13 protein-coding genes are annotated in these 18,044 nt (G+C 69.0%); 10 read left to right on the top strand and 3 right to left on the bottom strand.

Annotated elements, in window-relative coordinates; genetic code table 11:
* The first annotated feature begins 4 nt into the window (after positions 1 to 4).
* From DLJ53_RS18485 to DLJ53_RS18475, 3 genes are read left to right on the top strand one after another with little or no spacing between them, the layout of a single operon-like run.
* Positions 5 to 361 carry a hypothetical protein gene (locus DLJ53_RS18485; protein ID WP_111347982.1) on the top strand — a complete coding sequence of 119 codons (357 nt, stop codon included), beginning with the start codon at positions 5 to 7 and terminating at the stop codon, positions 359 to 361.
* Complete coding sequence (locus tag DLJ53_RS18480; RefSeq protein WP_111347980.1) at positions 358 to 2,337, top strand: acetyl/propionyl/methylcrotonyl-CoA carboxylase subunit alpha; 1,980 nt, start codon at positions 358 to 360, stop codon at positions 2,335 to 2,337. The genes DLJ53_RS18485 and DLJ53_RS18480 overlap by 4 nt, the downstream gene beginning before the upstream one ends.
* Before the next feature lie 4 nt (positions 2,338 to 2,341).
* Positions 2,342 to 3,991, top strand: coding sequence for an AMP-binding protein (locus tag DLJ53_RS18475; RefSeq protein WP_111347978.1), 1,650 nt, complete (start codon positions 2,342 to 2,344; stop codon positions 3,989 to 3,991).
* A 1,035-nt stretch (positions 3,992 to 5,026) separates the two neighbouring features.
* On the opposite strand, the gene DLJ53_RS18470 is transcribed toward DLJ53_RS18475, so the two are convergent.
* Complete coding sequence (locus tag DLJ53_RS18470) at positions 5,027 to 6,622, bottom strand: class I adenylate-forming enzyme family protein (RefSeq protein ID WP_244935105.1); 1,596 nt, start codon at positions 6,620 to 6,622, stop codon at positions 5,027 to 5,029.
* Between the two features lie 587 nt (positions 6,623 to 7,209).
* On the opposite strand from DLJ53_RS18470, the gene DLJ53_RS18465 reads away from it, so the two are divergent.
* The 6 genes from DLJ53_RS18465 to DLJ53_RS18440 all read left to right on the top strand — a co-directional run bounded on the left by DLJ53_RS18465 (position 7,210) and on the right by DLJ53_RS18440 (position 13,973).
* Complete coding sequence (locus DLJ53_RS18465; protein ID WP_146620026.1) at positions 7,210 to 7,896, top strand: TetR family transcriptional regulator; 687 nt, start codon at positions 7,210 to 7,212, stop codon at positions 7,894 to 7,896.
* Between the two features lie 40 nt (positions 7,897 to 7,936).
* Positions 7,937 to 9,079, top strand: a complete 1,143-nt coding sequence (locus DLJ53_RS18460) for an acyl-CoA dehydrogenase family protein (protein WP_111347972.1) — start codon at positions 7,937 to 7,939, stop codon at positions 9,077 to 9,079.
* A gap of 153 nt (positions 9,080 to 9,232) precedes the next feature.
* On the top strand, positions 9,233 to 10,801 hold the full coding sequence (locus DLJ53_RS18455) for a long-chain-fatty-acid--CoA ligase (RefSeq protein ID WP_111347970.1): 1,569 nt from the start codon (positions 9,233 to 9,235) through the stop codon (positions 10,799 to 10,801).
* Between the two features lie 9 nt (positions 10,802 to 10,810).
* The gene (locus tag DLJ53_RS18450; protein ID WP_111347968.1) at positions 10,811 to 11,692 is read left to right on the top strand and encodes a crotonase/enoyl-CoA hydratase family protein; all 882 of its coding nucleotides are present in this window, start codon (positions 10,811 to 10,813) and stop codon (positions 11,690 to 11,692) included.
* Between the two features lie 64 nt (positions 11,693 to 11,756).
* Complete coding sequence (locus DLJ53_RS18445) at positions 11,757 to 12,536, top strand: enoyl-CoA hydratase-related protein (RefSeq protein WP_211100621.1); 780 nt, start codon at positions 11,757 to 11,759, stop codon at positions 12,534 to 12,536.
* Between the two features lie 264 nt (positions 12,537 to 12,800).
* On the top strand, positions 12,801 to 13,973 hold the full coding sequence (locus DLJ53_RS18440) for an acetyl-CoA C-acetyltransferase (RefSeq protein ID WP_111347964.1): 1,173 nt from the start codon (positions 12,801 to 12,803) through the stop codon (positions 13,971 to 13,973).
* A 9-nt stretch (positions 13,974 to 13,982) separates the two neighbouring features.
* Here the strand turns inward: DLJ53_RS18440 and DLJ53_RS18435 are convergent, their stop codons facing one another.
* On the bottom strand, positions 13,983 to 15,221 hold the full coding sequence (locus DLJ53_RS18435; protein WP_146620025.1) for a glycosyltransferase family 61 protein: 1,239 nt from the start codon (positions 15,219 to 15,221) through the stop codon (positions 13,983 to 13,985).
* A gap of 10 nt (positions 15,222 to 15,231) precedes the next feature.
* The gene (locus DLJ53_RS18430; protein WP_111347960.1) at positions 15,232 to 16,392 is read right to left on the bottom strand and encodes an NAD-dependent epimerase/dehydratase family protein; all 1,161 of its coding nucleotides are present in this window, start codon (positions 16,390 to 16,392) and stop codon (positions 15,232 to 15,234) included.
* 218 nt (positions 16,393 to 16,610) lie between these two features.
* Here DLJ53_RS18430 and DLJ53_RS18425 point away from each other — a divergent pair, with 218 nt between their 5' ends.
* Entirely contained in the window at positions 16,611 to 18,023 is a 1,413-nt protein-coding gene (locus DLJ53_RS18425) for a mannose-1-phosphate guanylyltransferase/mannose-6-phosphate isomerase (RefSeq protein WP_111347958.1), read from the top strand.
* The last annotated feature ends 21 nt before the right edge of the window (positions 18,024 to 18,044 follow it).

The raw sequence follows: 18,044 nt of genomic DNA, 5'->3' as shown, positions 1-18,044 counted from the left end.
GGCGATGTTCGAACACGTCCTGGTCCTGACCTTCCTCGGCGCCGGCATCACGCTGGACGCGCTGGACGACCTGGAAGACCGCCTTTTCCCCGTCGTGGAGGAGAGCGGGATTGGCGAGATCGACGGCAACGATATCGCTGCCGACGGAAGCGGCGGCGCGCTCTACCTCGACGCGCACGACGCGGAAGCCCTCTTCGAGATGGTTCGACCGATCCTCGAGGACGATCCCCTCGTCTGTTCGCCGACGGTCAATACGGTCGCCATCCTGCGGTTCGGCCGACACGAGGACGAGGACGCGGAAGAACGGCTGACCCTGGTCACGTGCAACGGCCAACCCCTCGAGCAGGACGCCAGACGATGAAGAAGCTCCTCATCGCCAATCGCGGCGAGATCGCCTGCCGTGTCATCCGCACGGCCCGCCGGATGGGGATCGCCACCGTCGCGGTGTTCTCCGAGGCGGACCGCAACGCGCTCCATGTGAAGATGGCGGACGAGGCGGTGCCGATCGGCCCGCCCCCCGTCGCCGAGAGCTACCTGAAGGCCGGCACCATCATCGCCGCGGCGCGGCTGACCGGGGCCGATGCGATCCACCCCGGCTACGGCTTCCTGTCGGAGAACCCGGACTTTGTCGACGCCGTCGAGGCGGCGGGGATCACCTTCGTCGGCCCGCCGTCCTCGGCGATCCGGGCCATGGGCCTGAAGGACGCGGCCAAGGCGCTGATGGAGAAGGCCGGCGTCGCGGTCGTCCCCGGCTACCACGGCGAGGCGCAGGATGCCGAGACGCTGGAAAGGGAGGCCGAGCGGATCGGCTATCCCGTGCTGATCAAGGCGCGCGCGGGCGGCGGCGGCAAGGGCATGCGCCGGGTCGAGAGGCCGGCCGACTTCGCCGCCGCGCTGGAAGGAGCCCAGCGCGAGGGCCAGTCCTCCTTCGGCGACCCGCACTGCCTGATCGAGAAGTACATCGAGAAGCCGCGCCACATCGAGATCCAGGTGTTCGGCGACAGGCACGGCAACGTCGTCCATCTCAACGAGCGCGACTGCTCGCTGCAGCGGCGCCACCAGAAGGTCATCGAGGAGGCGCCCGCGCCGGGCATGCCGGCCGAGATGCGCGCCGCCATGGGCGAGGCGGCGGTGAAGGCCGCGCAGGCGATCGGCTACGTCGGCGCCGGGACCATCGAGTTCATCGTCGACGGCTCGGAGGGCCTGAGGCCGGACCGCTTCTGGTTCATGGAGATGAACACGCGCCTCCAGGTCGAGCACCCGGTCACCGAGTTCGTCACCGGCCTCGATCTCGTGGAGCTGCAGCTGCGGGTCGCGGGCGGCGAGCCGCTGCCGTTCGACCAGTCGGGCGTCGGCCTCAACGGCCACGCGTTCGAGGCGCGCATCTACGCCGAGGACGCGACGCGCGACTTCCTGCCGGCGACCGGCCAGCTCACCACGCTGAGGCTGCCGGACGGGGAGGGGGTGCGCGTCGACACCGGCGTCGCCGAGGGGGACCGTATCACACCCCACTACGACCCGATGATCGCCAAGCTGATCGTCTGGGGGCCGGACCGGGCGAGCGCGCTCGCGCGCCTGTCCCGCGCACTGGGCGAGACGCGCGTCGCCGGCTCGGTCACCAACGTCGCCTTCCTGGCCCGCCTCGCGGCGCACGAGGGCTTTGCGGCGGGCGACGTCGACACGGGCGTCATCGGCCGCGATCAGGCGGCGTTGACGGCATCGGCCCCGCCGCCGGCGGAGGCGATCGCCGTCGCGGCGCTGGCGCAGCTCCGCCGTCTGGCGCCGGTCGCGGACGACGAGCCGTTCGCCGCGCTCGCCGGCTTCCGGAGCTGGGGCGCCGCGCGGCAGGCCGCCCGGTTCGAGGGATCGGACGGGCGCGTCGACGTTCCCGTCATCGAGGACGCCGGGCGGTTCACGGTCGAGACGCCGGCCGGTTCCACCCGGCTCAGCGTCGTCGACGGGTCCGACCCCGACCGCATCCGGATCGCCTTCGGCGAGCGGATCGCGACCGTCGGGATCGCCCACGAGGCGGAGGCGGTCACCGTCTTCATGGACACGCTCGCCTACCGCTTCGCCCACTACAGCGCCGAGGCCCACGCGGAGGAGGGCGCGGGCGGCGACACCGTCGCGGCGCCGATGCCGGGTCTCGTCCGGGCCGTGCGGGTCGCGGCGGGCGACACCGTCGAGACGGGTCAGGCGCTCGTCGTGCTGGAGGCGATGAAGATGGAGCACACAATGACCGCGCCGCGCGACGGCGTGGTGGCCGAGGTCATGGTCTCGCCCGGAGACCAGGTCGAGGAGGGCACGCTCCTCCTCGCCCTCGAAACGGAGGACTGAGCCCGTGCTGCCGCGCGTGAAGACCTACGAGGAGCTCCAGAAGGCGTTCCACTGGGAGATCCCCGAGCGGTACAATATCGGCGTCGACATCTGCGACCGCTGGGCCGAGCGCGTTCCCGACGCGCCGGCGATCATCGACGCGAAGCCCGACGGAACGGCAACCACGACGACGTTCGGCGAACTGAGGGCGCGCTCCAACCAGCTCGCCCACGCGCTGGCGGCGCGCGGCGTCGGCCGGCACGGCGAGGTGGGCGACCGCATCGGCGTGCTGCTGCCGCAGTGCGTCGAGACGGCGCTCGCCCACATCGCATCGGCGAAGCTGGGGTGCGTCTCGATCCCGCTCTTCACCCTCTTCGGGGTCGACGCGCTGGGCCACCGCCTGCGCGACTCCGGCGCCAGGGCGGTGATCACCAACCGCGCCGGTGCGGCCCGGATCGCCGAGATCCGCGCCGCGCTCCCCGAGCTCGAAGTCGTCCTTTGCATCGACGGGGCGGTCGAGGGCGCCGAGGACTTCTCCACGGCCTGTGAGGGCGAGCGGGTGACGTTCGAGCCGGTGGACACGCTGGCGGACGATCCGGCGGTGCTCATCTACACCTCCGGCACGACGGGGGACCCGAAGGGCGCGCTCCATGCGCACCGGGTGCTCCTCGGCCACCTCCCCGGCGTCGAGGTGAGCCACAACCTGATGCCCGAGGACGGCGACAGGTTCTGGACGCCGGCGGACTGGGCATGGATCGGCGGGCTCCTCGACGTGCTGATGCCCGCGCTTCACCACGGGATTCCTGTGGTCGCCTGCCGGTTCGAGAAGTTCACCGGCGAGGCGGCGCTCCGGCTCATGGCCGCGCAGGAGGTGCGCAACGCCTTCCTGCCTCCGACGGCGCTGAAGATGATGCGGCTGGTGCCGGATGCCGACCGGTTCGCGCTGACCCTGCGCTCGGTGGCGAGCGGCGGGGAGACGCTGAGCCCGGAGCTGATCGACTGGGGCGAGCGGGTCTTCGGCACCACCATCAACGAGTTCTACGGGCAGACCGAGTGCAACATGGTGGTCTCCTCCTGCAGCGCGCTGGAGGCGGTGACGCCGGGTGTGATGGGCCGCGCCGCTCCGGGGCACCGGGTCGAGGTGATCGACGAGGTGAGCGGCGCGATCCTCGCCGATGGCGAGGAGGGGGCGATCGCGGTCCTGTCGCCGGATCCCGTCATGTTTCTGCGCTACTGGAATAACCCCGAGGCGACGGCGGAGAAGTTCGTCGACGGGCCAGACGGGCGCTGGCTCCTGACCGGCGATCGAGGCACCCGGGACGCGGGGCGGTTCACATTTGTCGGTCGTAACGACGATGTGATCAGCTCGGCCGGCTACCGCATCGGGCCGGCGGAGGTTGAAAATTGTCTCATTTCGCACCCGGCCGTGCAACTTGCTGGTGTGGTCGGCAAGCCCGACCCGATCCGCGGCGCGGTGGTGGCGGCGTACGTGACGCTGGCGGAGGGTTACGAGCCGTCCGACCGCCTCGCAGACGAGATCGCCCAGCACGTTAAGAACCGGCTCGCGGCGCACGAGTATCCGCGCCGGGTTTATTTCCTGAGTGAAATGCCTCTGACGACCACCGGGAAAATCATCCGCGCCCGTCTGCGCGATCTGGCGGCGGGCGAGGACTAAGGCGGGCCCGTCGGGCCTGGAGCACAACCGGCTCGCGCAGTTTTTCTCGCGAACAGCCGGGTTGTTGGACAATTGTCGCAAATTTGAGACAAACGGGCATGTTCGGGCATCGGTTCGGGCATCGACCCGTCACGTCCAATGTCGCCGGCCGAATGTTTATTTCGTGCATGATGAAACATTACAATCGGGCGACGTAATATCGGTTGCATCGGTTGTCTCGTCGCGCATGCCGCCCCGTTGACGGCGGATCGCCCTGGTTGCGCGATTGGCTATTGCAGCCTTGGATTTATTGCCTTTATGTGCATTTGAGAACGAATGAACTCTCCTAACTCGGAGTTTGATATGATCAAATCGTCTGACCAACCCGCCGTACGCCAGGTGTCGCCAGCGAAATTGGGGGCTTCGGGCGGGTCCAAAAGGCGCGATATCGGCTTTTCGCCCCAGTGTTTGGCGCCGGGTTGCTAAAATTGTCGGCTTGTTGCAACAATTTGGGCGAAATTCTGCCGACTGCCTTTTTGCCTCTGTTGGATATTTACAATACCTCGTCGCGAGGAGATTGTGCTATTTTTGGCAAAGCGTATAACGAACTCTGACAAAACGTCGGCGAATACAAGCAAATCGTATGGTTTGGCACTCTAACGTTAGATAGCGTGCTGGACCGTGTGGGCTTCGGGCATCGGGTGACCGCACGCGCCGGGTTTCGAAGCCAAGGACACCTGAAGGAGGATACCAGTGTCCGATTTCGGCTCTCTGCAGACTGGTCTCGACGACGATGGGAAGATCATCTTTCTTCCGCAGAAGAAGGTGCTGGACCTTTCCATGTTCCGAGGTCTGCCCTGCCCCTGCTGCCACCGACCATTCGCCGGTGAGGGAGATGTAGACGACGAGAACGGGGAACCGCCCGCTTGGGCGACGCTTCAATAGGCGCTCAGGCGGCCTGCCGACCTCGTGGCGAACGCGCCGTGACGCCTCCGGTCCGACGGAGGCGGGTCCGGCGGGCGGCAGCACGCGCGTGCTGCCGACGCACGTCCTGGCCTAAGGGCTCACGAAGCCGAGCGCCTCGCGCAGGTGGCGCTTCAACACCTTCCCGTTCGCGTTGCGCGGCAGCGGCCCGGCGTTGAACGTGAAGCTCTCCGGCCGCTGATAGTCCGTCAGGACCGAACAGGCGAGGGCGAGCGCATCGGCCGTGACTCCCGCATCCGCATGCACCACGGCGTGGACCCTCTCTCCGAGGACGATGCAGGGCTTGGCGATCACCGCCGCTTCGCGCACGCCCGGAACGCCCAGCAGCACGCCCTCCACCTCGGCGGTGTAGATCTTGAAACCGCCGCGGTTGATCATGTCCTTCTTGCGGTCGTGGACGTAGACGAACCCGTCCGCGTCGATCGATCCGATATCGCCCGACTTCCAGAAGCGGCCGACGAACTCGCGCGCCGTCGCCTCCGGGTTGTTCCAGTATCCGGGGACGATCATCGGCCCGGCGTGCCAGAGCTCGCCGGTCTCCCCAGTGGGCACCTCGCGCCCCGCGTCGTCCATCACCACGATCTCGGCGCCCGGCGTCGCGAGCCCGACGCTGAGCCTGCGGCGCGCCGTCTCCGAGGGATCCATCAGGGTCATCGGCGAGGTCGTCTCGGTCGCGCCGTAGGCGTTGACGAGGTTGAGGTTGGGGAGGGCCTCGGCGAGCCGCTCGATGGTCGGGGCGGGCATCGGCGCGCCGCCATAGCCGCCGATTCGCCAGGCGCCGAGGTCGTAGTCGGCGAGGCGTGCGCGCATCAGGAAGAGGTTGTACATCGCCGGGACGAGGATCGTGAACGTCAGCCGCTCGCGCGCCGCGGTCTCGAGGAAGCCGGCCGCGTCGAAGGTGCGCATGGCGACGATCCGCCCGGCGGCGGCGACGGTGGCGTGGATACCGGCCATCAGCCCGGTCACGTGGCTCATCGGCACGACGAGGACGGTGCAGTCGGCAGGCGTGAGCGCGAAGAGCTCCCGGTAGGTCGCCGCCTGATGGACGATGCCGAGGTGGGTGAGGAGCGCCCCCTTGGAGCGGCCGGTCGTGCCGGAGGTGTAGAGGATCGCGGCCGTCTCGTCCTCGTGGACCGGGGCGGCCGTCCTGACCGGCGCACCGGCCTCGAGCTCGCGATACGGGCGAAAGCCGTCGGCGGCGCCGATGGAGAACCGGTTCCGGCAGGCCGGGGTCTCCGCCGGCGGCGGAACGGCCGCGGCGTGTTCCGCCTCGGTGACGATCAGCGCGGCGCCGCAGTCGGTGAGGAGATGGCGCATGCCCTCCATCTCCTCGCGCACGTTGATGGGCACGAGGATCGCCCCGAGGCGGGCGATCGCGAAGACGAGCGCGACGAAGGCGGCGGAGTTGCCGAGCCGCACCGCGACGCGGTCACCCGGTCCGATGCCGCAGGCGGCGAGCCCGCCAGCGAGGCGGGCGATTCGCTCGTCGAGTTCGGCGTAGGTCAGCCGTTCCCCGCCGTCGACGACGGCCTCGCCGTCCCGGTTCGCGTCGAGCGCGGCCTGCCAGAGGGCATTGACGTTGGCGAGCCGCTCGGCCCGGCAGGCGACGACGCGGCCGTGGTGCGCCTCCAGCCGCAGCCCTTCGGCGCGGTGGGCCCGAACGGTCACTGCGATTCGCTCCGGATGTGCGTTGCGGCCCGGGTGATTCGGGATTGCCGTCTGGAACGAGTGCCCGGGCGCGCCGGTGCCGTGACGTCCGCTGACGCGAGGCGCAGCGACTGAGCGGCGTCTGCCAAACGGGCGTTGAAGATGCGGGAATTTCGCGAGATGCGTGGTGCGCCTCGGTCGGTCCTCTTGACCGAGGCGCAGCCATGGGACGTTCGACGTCCGTCGCACGCGCTGACGGACCGTGTCCGCTGGAGCGCGATGAGGTGCCACCCCCTGGGGCATGCGGTATGTTGCGGCGTGGTCAGCGCTTTTTGCCCTGATCCGATGCCGAAACCGCAGCCTCAACCCTAGACACGGCCGTTTCCTTCAAGAGCGCCGGCCCCTCCCGGCCGGTCGTACCCAGCGATCTTTTGCCGCCATTGATGGGACTCTTCACCATGTTGAGTTCGATCTGTCAATCCATCAATTAACGGCTTCGATGTTCGGTTAGGGGCGCGGCATGTCACGTCAATTCCGTCTGCCTGTCTTGCACCTGCGGACCTCCCGGATGCGTTGCGGACAAACAGCCAGCATGCAAAGTTAAAGGCGTGGAGAGTTACGATCATACTGCACCCGACGAGATCGGCAGCAGGGCGCCCGTCGAGTCGGACGGTGCGCCCGCGACAACGCGCGACAAATTGCTGGAGGCGGCAAGCTCGCTGATGCGCTCGCGGGACACGATCGACGTGTCCCTCAGCGACATCGCGCAGACGGCCAAGGTCAACGCCGCGCTGGTCAAGTACTATTTCGGCAACAAGCGGGGCCTCGTCCTCGCGCTCCTCGAGCGCGACCTCACCAACGCCGTGACCCAACTGCGCGACCTCGTCGACATGGACCTGCGGCCGACGCTGAAGATGAAGTATCATCTGTCGGCGCTCATCAAGATGTACTTCTACCGGCCGTACCTGAACCGGCTGCTGACCGCCGTCATGCGCGACGGGAACGAGCCCGCCGCCCGCGAGATCGCGCTGTCCTACTGCGCGCCGATCATCGAGGCCTACCAGCGGATGATCGAGGACGGCGTCGCGACCGGCGAGTTCAAGTACGTCGATGCCAAGTTCCTCTACTTCACAATCATAGGTGCATGCGACCAGATCTTCTCCGCCCGCTACGTGCTGCGCTACGTGCACGGAATCGAGGAGATCGACGACGACCTGCGGCGCGCCTACGCCCGGCAGGTGATCGACCTCATCATGGGCGGCCTGGTGGTCGACGACTCGACTTTACGCGAGTAAATTAATCGAGTAATTAAGGCCTCCGGCGCTGGAGGATCGCATGCTCGACACCGCAGAACGTGGGGCCTACGACGGCGAGCACGAGGCCTTCCGCACCACGGTCCGAAAGATGTTCGACCGCCACCTCACCCCCAATCTCGAGCGGTGGGAGAACGAGGGCATCGTCGACCGGACCTTCTGGCGCGAGGCCGGCGCGGCGGGCCTCCTGTGCCCCACGGTACCGGAAGAATACGGCGGGCCGGGACTCGACTTCCGGTATAATGCCGTCGTCAGCGAGGAGCTCGCCTACGCCGGGTCGAGCGCCGGAATCGGCCTCCAGTCCGACATCGTCGCCGACTACCTCGTCGCCTACGGCTCGGCCGAGCAGAAGGCGCGCTGGCTACCGGGCATGGTCGCGGGAGACGTCATCACCGCCATCGCGATGACGGAGCCGGGCGCCGGCTCCGACCTCAAGGGGGTGAAGACCGTCGCGCGGCGCGACGGGAACCACTACGAGGTCTCCGGCAGCAAGACCTACATCACCAACGGGCAGAACGCGGACCTCGTCGTGGTGGTCGCCAAGACCGACCCGGAGAAGGGCGCGAAGGGGATCAGCCTGATCCTGGTCGAGGCGGACCGCGAGGGGTTCGCCCGCGGCCGCAACCTCGACAAGATCGGCCAGCACTCCGCCGACACGTCCGAGCTCTTCTTCGAGAACGTGCGCGTTCCGATCACCAACTGCCTGGGCGAGGAGGGGCAGGGTTTCGCGCAGCTGATGAACCAGCTTCCCCAGGAGCGCCTGTCGATCGCCGTCATGGCGCAGGCCCGCGCCCAGCGCGCCTTCGACGAGGCGGTCGCCTTCACCAAGGGGCGCACGGCCTTCGGCAGCACCGTTTTCGAGTTCCAGAACACCCGCTTCACCCTCGCCGACCTGAAAACGCGGCTGCAGGTGGGCTGGGCGCATCTCGACTGGGCGCTGATGCGCCACGTGGCGGGGAAGCTGACCGCCGTCGAGGCTTCCGCGGCCAAGCTGTGGCACACCGAGACGCTCTGGACGATCTGCGACGCCGCGCTCCAGCTTCACGGCGGGGCGGGGTACATGAACGAGTACCCCATCGCCCGGATCTGGCGCGATGCGCGGGTGGAGCGGATCTACGGCGGGACGTCGGAGATCATGAAGGAGGTGGTCGCGCGCAGCATCTGACGCGGGTCACCGGGGATCGGCGCGGCGACCGACGTGCCGCGCATCGAGCCGGCGCGGGAGCCCCCGCCCGGCGGCGGACGGGGCATCCGCCACACGGCGCGGGCGAGGATCCGGCCCGCCGGATATGACGATAACGCCCCGGAGGGAACGGACATGTTCGATATCGGCACGTTGTCGACCGTCGGCGCGCTCGCCCGCGAGAACGCGAGGCGCGCCCCCGCCCGTGCCTGCAACATCTTCGAGGGCCGCGTGACGACCTTCGCCGCGTTCGATGGGTTCTGCGACCGCGTCGCCAACGCGATCGCCGACGAGGGCGCCGAGCGCGTCGCATACGTCGGCAAGAACTGCGACCTCGCGTTCGAGATCTTCGTCGGGTCGGCCCGCGCCGGCGCGCTGTTCGCACCCGTCAACTGGCGTCTCGCGCCGCCCGAGATCGCCGCAATCGTTGTGAACTTCGACCCGCAGATCCTCTTCGTCGGCCCCGAGCTGGTGGACGCGGTGACCCGCGTGCGCGGCCAGCTCCCGGCGGGTCTCACGCTGATCGCCGTCGAGGGCGGGCACCCGGAATGGCCGGACTATGCCGCCTGGCGCGACGCTGCGCGGGGGGAGCCGTACCCCGAGCAGTGCCGGCCGGAAGACCCGGTGCTGGTCCTTTACACGTCCGGCACGACGGGGCTGCCGAAGGGGGCGCTGATCTCCCACGACAACCTCTTCGGCCAGCGCCGCCACACGCCGCCGAACCTCGCCTACGACCACTGGCGCGACGACGACGTCAGCCTCATGTCGATGCCGTTCGCGCACATCGCCGGGATCGGCTGGTGGATGCTGGGTTTCCTCAATGCCTGCCCCAACGTCATCACGCGCGAGTTCGACCCCGGTGCGATCCTGCAGATCATCGCCCGGGAGGGCGTCTCGAAGCTCTTCCTCGTCCCGGCGGCGCTGCAGTTCGTCGTCCGGCACCCGGCCGCCGCGGGCACCGACTTCAGCCGCGTCAACCTCATCTGCTACGGCGCGGCGCCGATGCCGCTGGCCCTGCTGCGCGAGTCGATCGCGCTGATCGGCTGCGAGTTCCTCCAGTGCTACGGCCTGACCGAGACCACGGGCACCATCGCCATGCTGCTTCCGGAGGAGCACACGCTGGAGGGGGCGCCGCGGATGCGCTCGGCCGGCCGCGCCGCCCCCGGCTCCGAGATCCGGATCGTCGACGCCGCCGGCGCGCCGCTGCCGGTGGGGGAGATCGGCGAGATCGCGATCCGCGGCACGGCCGTCATGGTCGGCTACCATGCCAACCCGGAGGCGACCGCGGACGTCCTCGACCGGGACGGCTGGTTCCGGTCCGGCGACGCGGGGTACCTCGACGAGGAGGGCTTCCTCTACATCCACGACCGCATCAAGGACATGATCATCACCGGCGGCGAGAACGTCTATCCGGCGGAGGTGGAGAACGCGATCTTCGGCCATCCCGACGTCAACGAGGTGGCGGTGATCGGCGTGCCGGACGAGACGTGGGGGGAGGCGGTGAAGGCGATCGTCTCGGCGCGGCCGGGCCACAAGGTGGACGCTGCCAACGTGCTTGCCTGGACGCGCGAGCGGCTGGCCGCGTTCAAGTGCCCGAAGACCGTCGAGGTCGTCGACATGCTGCCCCGCAACGCCGCCGGCAAGGTGCTGAAGCGCGAGCTGCGGCGGCCGTTCTGGTCCGGCCAAAACCGTCAGGTCCACTAGGGAGGCCCGATGACCGACTTCGAGACGCTCGCCGTGGACGCCGCGGACCGCATCATGACGGTGACGCTGAGCCGGCCGGAGAAGCTGAATGCCTTCAACGCCACGATGCGGGACGAGCTGATCGCCGCCTTCGACATGTCCGACGCGGACGACGAGGTGCGCGCGGTGATCGTGACGGGCGCCGGCAGGGCCTTCTGCGCCGGCGCCGACCTCTCCGGTAACGGGCGCGGCTTCGCCAATCCCGGTGCGCCGCTCGGGCCGGATGGCAAGGAGGACTGGAGCGATCCGTCGATCCGTGACGGCGGCGGGCTCGTCACGCTGCGCATCTTCCGGTCGCTGAAGCCGGTGATCGCGGCCTGCAACGGACCGGCCGTCGGTATCGGCGCGACGATGCAGCTCGCGATGGATATCCGCCTCGCGTCGGACACGGCGCGCTACGGCTTCGTCTTCGCGCGGCGGGGGATCGTGCCGGAGGCGTGCTCCTCATGGTTCCTGCCGCGGATCGTCGGCATCTCCCGCGCGCTCGAGTGGTGCTACAGCGGCCGCGTCTTCGGCGCGGAGGAGGCGCGCGAGAGCGGGCTGGTCCGCTCGGTGCATCAGGGAGAGGGGCTGCTCCCGGCGGCGCGCGCCATCGCCGCCGAGATCGCGGAGAACACCGCGCCCGTCTCCGTCGCGCTCACCCGGCAGATGATGTGGCGCATGATGGGTGCGGCGAGCCCTATGGAGGCGCATCGGGTGGACAGCCGCGGCGTTGCCGCGCGCGTCGCCTCCGCCGACGTCAGGGAGGGTGTGGCGAGCTTCCTGGAGAAGCGCCCCGCCGCGTTCAGCGACCGCGTCAGCACCGACATGCCGGGCTATTTCCCGTGGTGGACGGACGAGCCTTGGCAATAGGTGCGAAACCACATATGCATTAACCGGACAATTAAGGGGGCTGTTGATGTCTGTGGCGGAAGCGGTGAGTGGGGACCATCTGCTCGTCGAGCAGCAGGGCGACGTCACGGTGCTGCGGCTCAACGATCCGGCGACGATGAACGCCGTGACCGAGGACATCGGCCGGGCGCTTCTGAAGGCGTTTCAGGCAGCGGCGAAGAGCTCGCGCGCGGTGGTGCTCGCCGGTGGCGAACGTGCCTTCTGCTCCGGCGCCAAGCTCACCGGCGAATCGACCATGGGCCAGCCGGGGCACGACACGGGCGCGGCGCTCGAGCGCACATACAATCCGCTGATGCAGGCGATCCGCGACCTGCCGATCCCCTTCGTGACCGCCGTGCGGGGTGCGGCGGCCGGCGTCGGCGCGTCGCTGGCGATGTCGGGCGACATCATCGTAGCGGGCCGCTCGGCCTACTTCCTCGAGGCGTTCGCGCGGATCGGGCTGGTGCCGGACGGCGGGGCGACCTGGATGCTCACCCGCGCCGTCGGCCGCGTCCGGGCGATGGAGATGATGCTGCTGGCCGAGAAGATCCCCGCCGAGAAGGCCCACGACTGGGGTCTGGTGACGCGTGTCGTCGACGACGACGCGGTCGAGGCGACGGCGCTGGAGATCGCCGACAGGCTGGCCGCCGGCCCATCCCGGGCGCTCGGTCTGATCCGCCACGCGGCCTGGACGGCCTGCGAGTCGTCGTTTGACGACGCGCTCGCCCGTGAGCGGGCCTTCCAGCGCGAGGCGGGCAGCCACCCCGACTTCGTGGAAGGCGTCGCCGCCTTCAAGGAGAAGCGTCCGGCCCGCTTCGGCGGCTAGCTCGGCCCCAGCGTCCGCGGCGCGGGGACCGGATTTCAACGCATGCCGCGCTCGGACCCGGGCGGCGGAACGGACACGCCCGCAGCGAGGCGGCGACGGTTTGCGCGTCGGGCCGCCGCGCGGCCGGGGCGACGGTGCGGCACAGGAGAACGCCGCGACCGGCTGAGGAGCACACAGACTGTCGAGCTGCCGGGAATCATACGGGGTCGCGAGGCGGCCCGGGGCACGAGGGCCGCGAGGCGGCCGGGACAAGAGGGAAGCGCCATGGCAGAGGCCTATATCGTCAGCGCGGTGCGTACCGCCGGGGGGCGGCGGGGCGGCAAGCTCGCCGGCTGGCACCCCGTCGATCTCGCCGCGAGCACCATCGACGCGGCGGTCGAGCGGGCCGGCGTCGACCCGGCCGCGCTCGACGACGTCATCATGGGGTGCGTCAGCCAGACCGCGGAGCAGGGGCTTCACGTCGCGCGCAACGCCGTCCTCGCCTCGATCCTTCCCGAGAGCGTGCCGGCGGTGACCATCGACCGGCAGTGCGGCTCCTCGCAGCAGGCGCTGCAGTTCGCGGCGCAGGCGATCCTGTCGGGCACGCAGGACATCGTCCTCGCCTCCGGCGTCGAATCGATGACGCGCGTGCCGATGGGCGCGACCGGTCGCTTCACCCCCGCGTTCGAGCCGAACTCGCCGAAGAGCCCGCGCCTCGACGAGAAGTATCCCGGCATCGCCTTCAGCCAGTTCATGGGCGCCGAGATGATCGCCGGGAAGCACGGCTTCGACCGCGAGACGCTCGACGCCTACGCGCTGGAGAGCCACAGGCGGGCCACCGCCGCGACCCAGGCCGGCGCCTTCAGGGACGAGATCGTCCCGCTGGAGATTTCAGACGGGAACGGCGGCACGGCGCAGCATCTGACCGACGAGGGCATCCGCTTCGACGCGTCCGCCGAGGGGCTCGCGGGGCTGAAGACGCTGCGCGAGGACGGCGTCATCACCGCCGGCAACGCCTCGCAGATCTGCGACGGGGCGTCGGCCGTCCTCGTCGTCTCCGGAACGGCACTGAAGGACCATGGACTGACGCCGCTGGCGCGCATCCACTCCTTCACGGTGACCGGCGGCGACCCGGTGATCATGCTGGAGGAGCCGCTGTTCGCGACCGACAAGGCCCTGAAGCGGGCGGGCATGTCCATCGACGAGATCGACCTCTACGAGGTCAACGAGGCGTTCGCGCCCGTCCCGCTCGCGTGGCTGCGCCACACCGGGGCGGACCCGGACAGGCTCAACGTCAACGGCGGCGCGATCGCCCTCGGCCACCCGCTCGGCGCGTCGGGGACGAAGCTGATGGCAACGCTCGTCCACGCCCTCAGGGCGCGCGGCAAGCGCTACGGGCTGCAGACGATGTGCGAGGGCGGCGGGCTCGCCAACGTCATGATCGTCGAGGCCGCGTAGGCCCCGTCCTCAGGCGGTCCGGCGTCCGAGGGCAGCGTCGAGGACGGTGTCGACGTCGATCGTCCAGCCGTCGCCGGCCTCCTCGGGCGTGCCGAAGAGCGGCGTGTAGTCGGCGTCCGACACCAGCGACAGCGCGGCGAAGGACGCGGTCCCGATACTGGGGTTGAAGAGCTCCACGAAGCGCGTCCCCGGGCGCGCGGCGAGGATGTGGGTGAGCGCGCCGCCGTGCGGGCCGATCACCAGCCCCGCCCCGCGCACCGCCGCGAGCTGCTCCGCCGGCGCGAGTTGCGACATGACGAGCGTCGTCACGCCATGCGCCTCGAGCGCTGCGATCAGCTTGTCCTCGTTGCGCATGGGGCGCCGGGAGGTGTCCTTGCGGGCTAGGTAGACGGCCTTCGGGCCGTCCCGCTCGGGGACGCCGGCCAGCAGTCGGGGGACGATCGTCCGGACGACGGTCTCGTCAAGGTACCAGAACGGGTGCCCCGTCGGCCGGAAGGTGGTGCTCAGCACGTCGAGCTGCTCCACCCGGTAGGGCGTGCCGGCGGCGAGGTGGATATGGCCCGGATGCACCGCCGCCGCGGCGAAGCGCGCGAACGGCTGCTCGTCGGTGCCGATCGCGATGACGCTCGCGGGTGCCCCGGCGAGAGTGTGCAGCAGGACCCCGCGGGTCAGACGGTCGGCGATGAAATGGATCGGGTTGCCCGACTTGTGCGGTCCGTCGCAGACCGCCGCGTGGGGGATCGTCGTGATGGCGTCGGCGAGGCGCGACAGCCGCATCTGGCGCATCACGATGCCGCTGCTGGCGTCGTCGATCTCGTTGCCGCGCAGGATGGTCACGAAGCCGCCGCCGCGCACCAGGACCACGTCGTGGAACCGGCGCAGGACGAGCGCCTCGGTCATCTCGTCGTCGAACGGGAGCTGGTGGATGCCCGTGCCCTCGAACGGGGCGGCGATGGGGTGCCGGTGGTACCGGTTCGGCGCCGGCCCGGCGAGGACGCGCGTCTCACTCGCGAGGTCGGTGGCGGAGATGCCGGCGAGCCGCGGATAGCGGCCCGTCCGGCGGTTGGCCTCGAGGATCTTCGAGACCGTGAGGTCGCGGTGCGGGTTGCCGGTGCGGGCGAGGCCGAGCTCGACGCCCATGCGCGAGCGCCGGCGCACCTCGATGCGCTCCAGCGGCCCGGCCTCCTGCGGCCCCGTGGGGCCCTGGCGAGCGGGACGGCCCGGGCGATCGCCCCGCGTTCCGCTCACCGTGACCGCGTCAGCGCCAGAGCGAGACGCAGGGGATCTTGGTGCGGTCGCACCGATCCGAATACCTCTTGGCGATGTCCGTCACCTCGGCCATGAGGCCGTTCTCCAGGGTGATGGGTTCGAGGCCGAGGTGCAGGAAGCGGTCGTGCTCGACGTGGAGCTCGTTCTCCGGCGCCTCGTTGCGCGGGTTGTCGAGGAAGGCGACCTCGACGCCGGTCTGGTCGGCGATCATCCTGGCCAGGTCGCGCACCCGGTGGGTCTCGGTCATCTGGTTGAGGATGTTGACGCGCTCGCCGGCCTGCGGCGGGTTCTGGATCGCCAGCTCGACGCAGCGGCAGGTGTCGCGGATGTGGATGAAGGCGCGGGTCTGGCCGCCGGTCCCGTGGACGGTCAGCGGGTAGTTGATCGCCGCCTGCATGAGGAAGCGGTTGAGCACCGTGCCGTAGTCGCCGTCGTAGTCGAAACGGTTGATGAGGCGGTCGTCGGACGACGTCTCGTCCGTCTGCGTGCCCCAGACGATGCCCTGGTGCAGGTCGGTGATCTTAACCTTGTCGTTCTTGTTGTAGTAGAAAAAGAACAGCTGATCCTGAGTCTTTGTCATATGATAGATCGAGCCGGGATTAGCCGGATATAGGATCTCCTGATCCTTAAGGCCATGGTCCGTGTCGACCTTGATCCGAAGATAGCCTTCCGGAATTTTCATTCCGGCGGTACCGTAGCCGTAAACACCCATGGTTCCGAGGTGAACCAGATGCACATCGACTCCCGACTCGACGATGGCGCACAGGACGTCATGGGTGGCCGTAAGGTTGTTGCGCACCGTGTAGCGCTTGTGCATCGGCGTCTTCATCGAGTACGGCGCCGCGCGCTGTTCGGCGAAGTGGACGATCGCGTCCGGTTTTTCCTCGATGATGAGCGACAGGAGGCGGTGATAGTTTTCGCCGACCGTGAAGTTCACGTGGCGGATCGTCTGGCCGCTGACTTCTTTCCATGCGGCGAGCCGCTCGGAGAGATGCCGGATGGGCGTAAGCGACTGTACTTCGAGCTCGACGTCGATCTTCCGGCGGGAGAGATTGTCGACGATGATGACCTCGTGACCCCGCTTGGAGAGGTGAAGGCTTGTGGGCCAGCCACAAAAGCCGTCACCGCCGAGGACGATGATCTTCGCCATGAATAAATTGCTCCGAACAAGGGTCAGCGCGACCTGGTTGGGAAAGAGCGGCGCGCGGATGGGGACCCGTCACCACGAGGAGATGGCCTTACACGGAAACGACTGTGAAGTTAAAGGGGTGGAATGGCCGCCATGCAGCCCGGCCCCGACGCTCCCCGGCGGTTGGCCGAGGGCGATTACTTTTGCTACGGGAATGCGGTCTGAGGAAGGTTCATCGCATGACGGTCTACCCCGTGATCTTGGCAGGCGGAAAGGGCACGCGGCTTTGGCCCCTGTCCCGCGCCGACAAGCCCAAGCAGTTTCTCCCGATGCACGGGGAACACAGCCTGTTCCAGAGAACCGTCCAGCGCCACCAGGGCATGGACGGCATCGGTCGCCCCATCATCGTGTGCGGTGACAACGACCGCTTCCAGGTCGACGACGGCCTCGTGGGAATCGGCGTGAGCGACGCGACGGTGATCGTCGAGCCGTCGAGCCGCAACACGGCCCCGGCGATCGCCGCCGCTGCCGAGATGCTGCTGCGCGACGACCCCGAGGCGATTCTCTTCGTCCTGCCGTCCGACCACCTCGTCGGGACGGACGAATCCTACTTCAAGGCGGTCGAAGCGGCGATCGCCGCCGCGCGGGCCGGCAAGATGGTCACCTTCGGCGTCCTTCCGACGCATCCGGAGACCGGCTACGGCTACATCAAGGCCGGCGCCAGCGAGGATCTGGTCCGGCCGGTGGAGATGTTCGTCGAGAAGCCGCCCGCGGGAGACGCCGTGCGCATGGTCGCCGACGGCTCCTACTACTGGAACGCCGGGTTCTTCGCGTTCAGCGCGCGGGCGCTGCTGGACGAGCTGAAGGCCTACGTTCCCGACGTCGTCGACGCCGCGGCCTCCGCCGTCAACGGCGCCACGGTGGTGCCGGGCACGGTCACGCTGGCCGCGGCCGCATGGAAAGCCGCGCCGGACATCTCGATCGACTACGCCCTCTTCGAGCGGACGGACAAGGCGGTGGTCGCGCCGATCTCCTGCCGCTGGTCGGATGTCGGCTCCTGGCACTCCTACTGGGACAGCCTGGAGAAGGACGATTCGGGCAACGCCGTGCGCGGCAAGGCGGTGACGCTGGAGACGAAGGACTCGCTGATCGTCTCGCAGCGCGCCGAGGTGGTGGCGCTCGGTCTGGAGAAGATCGCCATCATCGCGGCCGAGGACGCCATTCTGGTCTGCCCGCTGGACCGCTCGCAGGACGTCAAGGACGTCGTGTCGATGCTGAAGGAGAAGGCGCGCAACGAGCTGGTCGACGTCTCGCCGACGGTGAACCGGCCGTGGGGCGGCTATACGTCGATCATGAACGGGCCCCGCTTCCAGGTGAAGCACCTGTTCGTGTCGCCGGGAAAGCGGCTGTCGCTGCAGAAGCACTTCCACCGGGCCGAGCATTGGGTCGTGGTGCGCGGTACGGCCGAGGTCACGATCGACGACAAGGTGATCACCCTGTCGGAGAACCAGTCGACCTACCTGCCGCTCGGCTGCGTCCACCGCCTCGCCAACCCGGGCCGCATCATGCTCGAGGTGATCGAGGTGCAGACCGGCTCGTACCTCGGCGAGGACGACATCGTGCGCCTGCAGGACGAGTGGGGCCGCACCTGAGGTCGGCGGCCGGTCCCGGCT

The sequence above is a fragment of the Acuticoccus sediminis genome (genome assembly GCF_003258595.1).
Lineage (GTDB): Bacteria > Pseudomonadota > Alphaproteobacteria > Rhizobiales > Amorphaceae > Acuticoccus > Acuticoccus sediminis.
This window is presented reverse-complemented; position numbering and strand designations above follow the sequence as displayed.

What these genes read in the sequence shown, in the direction of transcription:
- DLJ53_RS18430 (WP_111347960.1), bottom strand. Translation starts at nt 16,392, where the DNA reads ATGGCGAAGATCATCGTCCTCGGCGGTGACGGCTTTTGTGGCTGGCCC.
- DLJ53_RS18425 (WP_111347958.1), top strand. Translation starts at nt 16,611, where the DNA reads ATGACGGTCTACCCCGTGATCTTGGCAGGCGGAAAGGGCACGCGGCTT.
- DLJ53_RS18440 (WP_111347964.1), top strand. Translation starts at nt 12,801, where the DNA reads ATGGCAGAGGCCTATATCGTCAGCGCGGTGCGTACCGCCGGGGGGCGG.
- DLJ53_RS18480 (WP_111347980.1), top strand. Translation starts at nt 358, where the DNA reads ATGAAGAAGCTCCTCATCGCCAATCGCGGCGAGATCGCCTGCCGTGTC.
- DLJ53_RS18460 (WP_111347972.1), top strand. Translation starts at nt 7,937, where the DNA reads ATGCTCGACACCGCAGAACGTGGGGCCTACGACGGCGAGCACGAGGCC.
- DLJ53_RS18455 (WP_111347970.1), top strand. Translation starts at nt 9,233, where the DNA reads ATGTTCGATATCGGCACGTTGTCGACCGTCGGCGCGCTCGCCCGCGAG.
- DLJ53_RS18485 (WP_111347982.1), top strand. Translation starts at nt 5, where the DNA reads ATGTTCGAACACGTCCTGGTCCTGACCTTCCTCGGCGCCGGCATCACG.
- DLJ53_RS18450 (WP_111347968.1), top strand. Translation starts at nt 10,811, where the DNA reads ATGACCGACTTCGAGACGCTCGCCGTGGACGCCGCGGACCGCATCATG.